The following is a 3,981-nucleotide window of genomic DNA, read 5'->3' on the forward strand; positions in this document are numbered from 1 at the left end:
TTGCCGCCAATGTCGGGGGTTGAACCCGGCCCTGACGGGTCCGCTCAATCCTTCACGGGAAAATCCTCGATCGGCCGCAGCACGTCGTAATGCTCCACATGCAGCTTGCCCTTCAACTTCGGCAGATCCAGCACCGGCTCATCCACCCGCGTATCCGGCAAACGATCCAGCAGATTACGCACCAGCGACAGCCGCCCCAGCCGCTGGTCGTTGAAATCCACCAGCGTCCACGGCGCCGCATCGCGATGGGTGGCGCGCAGCATCGCTTCGCGGGCCTCGGTATAGGCGCTGTACTTGCTGCGCGATTTCAGATCCACCGGTGTCAGCTTCCAGCCCTTCAACGGATCGCTGTGGCGCTCCTCGAAGCGCTTTTCCTGCTGTGCCTGGTCCACGCACAGCCAGTACTTGAACAGCAGGATGCCATCGTCCACCAACAACTGCTCGAACACCGGAGCCTGGTGCAGGAACTGCTGGTACTCGCTCTCGCTGCAGTAGCCCATCACCCGTTCCACGCCGGCGCGGTTGTACCAGCTGCGGTCCATCAGCACGATCTCGCCGGCCGCGGGCAGGTGGCTGGCATAGCGCTGGAAGTACCACTGGGTGGATTCGCGGTCGGTCGGCTTCGGCAGCGCCACCACCCGGCACTGGCGCGGGTTGAGGTGCTGGCTGACGGCCTGGATTGCGCCGCCCTTGCCGGCTGTGTCGCGACCTTCGAACAGCACCAGCAGGCGCTGCCCGCTGTGCTGGACCCAGCGTGCCATCGCGGTCAGTTCCAGCTGCAGCGGCTGCAGCAGTTCGTCGTATTCCTTGCGCTTGAGCTTGCCCATCGGAGCACCACACGGGAGGGAGCGCCGAGCGTAGCGCAGCGGTTGCCCACGCGGTGTTGACGCCGGGTAGAGCGGAGGAAAGTCGGTCGTTGGTCAACGATCGCGCGCAGCGCGGGTTTTTGCGGCCGGGTTGAGGAACAGTCGACCAACGGTCGACTCTACCGGGGCGCCGCGATCTGCTGTTCGATCTCGGCAGCGGTGACCGGGCCCAGGAACGTGTGCGCGACCTTGCCCTTCGGATCGATCAGGTGGGTCAGCGGCAGGCCGCGCGGGATGGCGAAGTCGGCCGGCGGATCGAACGGATCGACCACCACGATCGGATAGGTCACCGGGTGCTTGGCCAGGAACGCCTGCATCGCCGGCGTCTCGATGTCCTCGTAGGCCAGGCCCACCACTTCGATGTTGCTGCGCATCGCGTGCAGCGCCGACAGCTCCGGCATCTCCTTGCGGCACGGCGCACACCAGGTCGCCCAGAAGTTCACCACCACCCACTTGCCACGGTGCGCGGCCAGGTCGTACTCGCTGCCGTCGATGGCCTTCATCTTCAGGGTCGGGACCTCGGCGGTGGTGCGCTCGGCCGGATTCTCGTCCACAGCCGCCGGGGCCACCGGCGCCGGTGCCTGGGCCGGCGGTGCGCTGCTGGCCGGGGCCGGCTCCTGCGCGGGCTTGCAGGCGGCCAGGGCCAGCAGCAGGGCAAGCGGCAGGGCCTTCAACAGGGGCGAGCGGATCATGGTTTTTCTCCGGAATCAGGGTAGATGTCGCTGACACGGCGCTTCAGGCGCTCGCGCAGCGGCAGGCGAAGTTCGTCCAGGGCGGCCAGCGCGGCCTGGCCCAGGCTGTCATCGCGGTACGGCAGATGCTGCTCGGACACCGGGATGCGCAACTGGGTGCATTCGTACAGATCGGCCAGGCTGACCTGGTCCAGGTCGCGTGCCAGCAGCCATTCGCCGCGCTCGTCGCGGCGCAGCAGGCCGATCTCCTGCAGGTTGCAGGCCAGATCCTGCAGCAGTGAATCGGTCAGCATCGGCTCCAGCCGCAGGATCTCATCGTCGGCCAGGCCGCGGCCTTTGCCGCGTGCGTAGTGGAAGCGTCCAAGCAGGCGCAGCAGGCCGTAGAACTCGAAGCCCTGCGGCAGGCGCAACTCCACCGGCTGGTAGCGGAAGGCGGCCATCGACGAGGCCAGCGAGGCGCCCAGCAGCACCGCCACCCAGCACAGGTAGATCCACAGCAGCAGGATCGGTACGAAGGCCACCGTGCCGTAGAGCTTCTGGTAGGACTGGAAGCTGCCCAGGTAGGCCCCAATGCCCCACTTGATCAGCTCCAGCAGCACCGCGGCCAGCACCGCGCCGGGAATCGCGTGCCGCCACTTCACCGTGTGGTGAGGTACCACGCGGAACATCAGCATGATGCAGACGAACTCGATCAGCACCGGTGCAAGCCGCAGCGACAGATCGGCCAGCCAGCGCCCTTCCTGGGTGCCGAACAGGGGCATCGCGAACACCCGCGCCGACACCGCCAGCGACGCGGCCGCGAGCATCGCGCCCAGGGTCAGTACGGTCCAGTAGACCAGGAAGCGGGTCAGCTTGGGCCGCGTGCTGCCCACCCGCCAGATCTGGTTGAAGGTCTCTTCGACGCTGTTGAGGGTGATCAGCAGCGAAACCACCAGGGCGATGAAGCCGGCGGCGGTGAGCTGGCCGGCACTGGCCGAGAACTGCCGCAGGTAGCCCTCGGCCGCGCGGGCGGCGCTGGGTACGAAGTTGGAGAACACGTAGTCGCTGAGCTGGTCGCTCCAGCGATCGAACACCGGGAACGCCGACAGCACGCCGAAGACCACGATCGCCAGCGGCACCAGCGCGAACACGGTGGTGTAGGCCAGCGCCGCGGCTGCCTGGAACAGGCGGTCGTCGAGGAAGCGGCGCCAGAGGAAGCGACCGAAGCTGGCGGCCCGTGCGCGATCCCGCGCGCGCTCCATCCACAGGTTGAGCGTATCCAGAGGTTCCATCGGCGCAAGCGTACCCGATGCGGAATCGATGCAGGATAGCCATACTGGCATCCACACGATGAGGAGACCTGCACGCGATGGGCGAGATTCTGGTGCTGTACTACAGCCGGGGCGGTTCGGTGGCACGGCTGGCACGCCAGATCGCGCGAGGCATCGGCGAGGTGCCGGGCATGTCCGCGCGGCTGCGCACGGTGCCGCCGGTGGCCGCGGTGACCCAGACCGCGCAGCCGCCGGTACCCGATGACGGCGCGCCCTACGTGAGCGTGCAGGACCTGGCCGACTGCCAGGGCGTGCTGCTGGGCAGCCCCACCCGCTTCGGCAACATGGCCGCGCCGGTCAAGCATTTCCTCGATGGCCTGGGCGCCGAGTGGGTCAACGGCACCCTGTCGGGCAAGCCGGCCGGTGTGTTCACCTCGACCGCCTCGATGCATGGCGGCCAGGAATCGACCCTGCTGTCGATGCAGGTACCGCTGCTGCACCACGGCTGCGTGATCGTCGGCATTCCCTTCACCGAGCCGGCGCTGAGCCACACCACCAGTGGCGGCACGCCCTATGGCGCCAGCCACGTCGCCGGTGCCGCCGACGACCCGCAGCCCACCGACGACGAGGCCGTGCTGGCCCGCGCGCTGGGCCGCCGGGTGGCCGACATCGCACAACGGCTGGCCCGATGAACAGCGCGCCGCGCACGGTCCTGCTGCTGGCCCTGATGGGGCTGGCCGCGCTGTTCGCAGGCTGGTTCATCAATGACAAGCACTGGCTGGCCACCCAGCTGGTGTTCACCGCGCCGCCGCTGGCGCTGGCCATCGCCCTGCGGCTGGGCTGGCGCAAGGCCGGCTTCTGGGCCTCGGTGCTGGCCCTGGGCTGGTTCAGCCATGGCGTGATGAGCGCTTGGAGCCACCCGGAAACCCGCTGGCTGGCGCTGATCGAGATTGCGCTCGCCCTGCTGGTGATCTTCGCCGCCAGCCTGCCGGGGCTGCGCGCCCGCTTCAGCAAGCGACGCTGACGCTGCCGCCGCCGGGCTTTATCATCTGTGTCCCCGGCCCCGCGCCGCTGTACCTGCCTTGGTTTCGCGCATGCACATGATGGAAGAGCTTCTGGTCGTCACCACCGGTGGCACGATCGACAAGATCTACTTCGACGACAAGTCGGACT

5 protein-coding genes and 1 pseudogene are annotated in these 3,981 nt (G+C 67.9%); 3 read left to right on the forward strand and 3 right to left on the reverse strand.

Going from position 1 to position 3,981, the window contains the following annotated elements; translation table 11 throughout:
- Nucleotides 1-44 precede the first annotated feature (44 nt).
- The 3 genes from ppk2 to ACQKDV_RS14905 all read right to left on the reverse strand — a co-directional run bounded on the left by ppk2 (nt 45) and on the right by ACQKDV_RS14905 (nt 2,829).
- Nucleotides 45-827 (reverse strand): polyphosphate kinase 2, encoded by a 783-nt coding sequence (ppk2, locus tag ACQKDV_RS14895; protein ID WP_427784702.1) that lies wholly within the window; start codon nt 825-827, stop codon nt 45-47.
- A gap of 158 nt (nt 828-985) precedes the next feature.
- Nucleotides 986-1,558, reverse strand: coding sequence for a TlpA family protein disulfide reductase (locus ACQKDV_RS14900; RefSeq protein ID WP_427784704.1), 573 nt, complete (start codon nt 1,556-1,558; stop codon nt 986-988).
- Nucleotides 1,555-2,829 (reverse strand): YihY family inner membrane protein, encoded by a 1,275-nt coding sequence (locus ACQKDV_RS14905; protein ID WP_427784706.1) that lies wholly within the window; start codon nt 2,827-2,829, stop codon nt 1,555-1,557. Before ACQKDV_RS14905 ends, ACQKDV_RS14900 begins: the two co-directional genes overlap by 4 nt.
- A gap of 77 nt (nt 2,830-2,906) precedes the next feature.
- Here ACQKDV_RS14905 and wrbA point away from each other — a divergent pair, with 77 nt between their 5' ends.
- The 3 genes and pseudogenes from wrbA to ACQKDV_RS14920 all read left to right on the forward strand — a co-directional run.
- A complete protein-coding gene (gene wrbA, locus ACQKDV_RS14910) occupies nt 2,907-3,500 on the forward strand; it encodes an NAD(P)H:quinone oxidoreductase (RefSeq protein ID WP_427784708.1) in 594 nt (197 codons plus the stop codon).
- Entirely contained in the window at nt 3,497-3,832 is a 336-nt protein-coding gene (locus ACQKDV_RS14915; protein WP_427784710.1) for a DUF2069 domain-containing protein, read from the forward strand. Before wrbA ends, ACQKDV_RS14915 begins: the two co-directional genes overlap by 4 nt.
- Nucleotides 3,833-3,911: 79 nt before the next feature.
- Nucleotides 3,912-3,981 (forward strand): annotated as a pseudogene (locus ACQKDV_RS14920) (asparaginase domain-containing protein); the annotation flags it as partial.

Source organism: Stenotrophomonas sp. NPDC077659 (assembly GCF_050268705.1).
Taxonomy (GTDB): Bacteria; Pseudomonadota; Gammaproteobacteria; order Xanthomonadales; family Xanthomonadaceae; genus Stenotrophomonas.

Bases quoted from the DNA above. Each gene is read 5' to 3' on its own strand.
- ppk2 (WP_427784702.1), bottom strand. From the start codon at position 827: ATGGGCAAGCTCAAGCGCAAGGAATACGACGAACTGCTGCAGCCGCTG.
- ACQKDV_RS14900 (WP_427784704.1), bottom strand. From the start codon at position 1,558: ATGATCCGCTCGCCCCTGTTGAAGGCCCTGCCGCTTGCCCTGCTGCTG.
- ACQKDV_RS14905 (WP_427784706.1), bottom strand. From the start codon at position 2,829: ATGGAACCTCTGGATACGCTCAACCTGTGGATGGAGCGCGCGCGGGAT.
- wrbA (WP_427784708.1), top strand. From the start codon at position 2,907: ATGGGCGAGATTCTGGTGCTGTACTACAGCCGGGGCGGTTCGGTGGCA.
- ACQKDV_RS14915 (WP_427784710.1), top strand. From the start codon at position 3,497: ATGAACAGCGCGCCGCGCACGGTCCTGCTGCTGGCCCTGATGGGGCTG.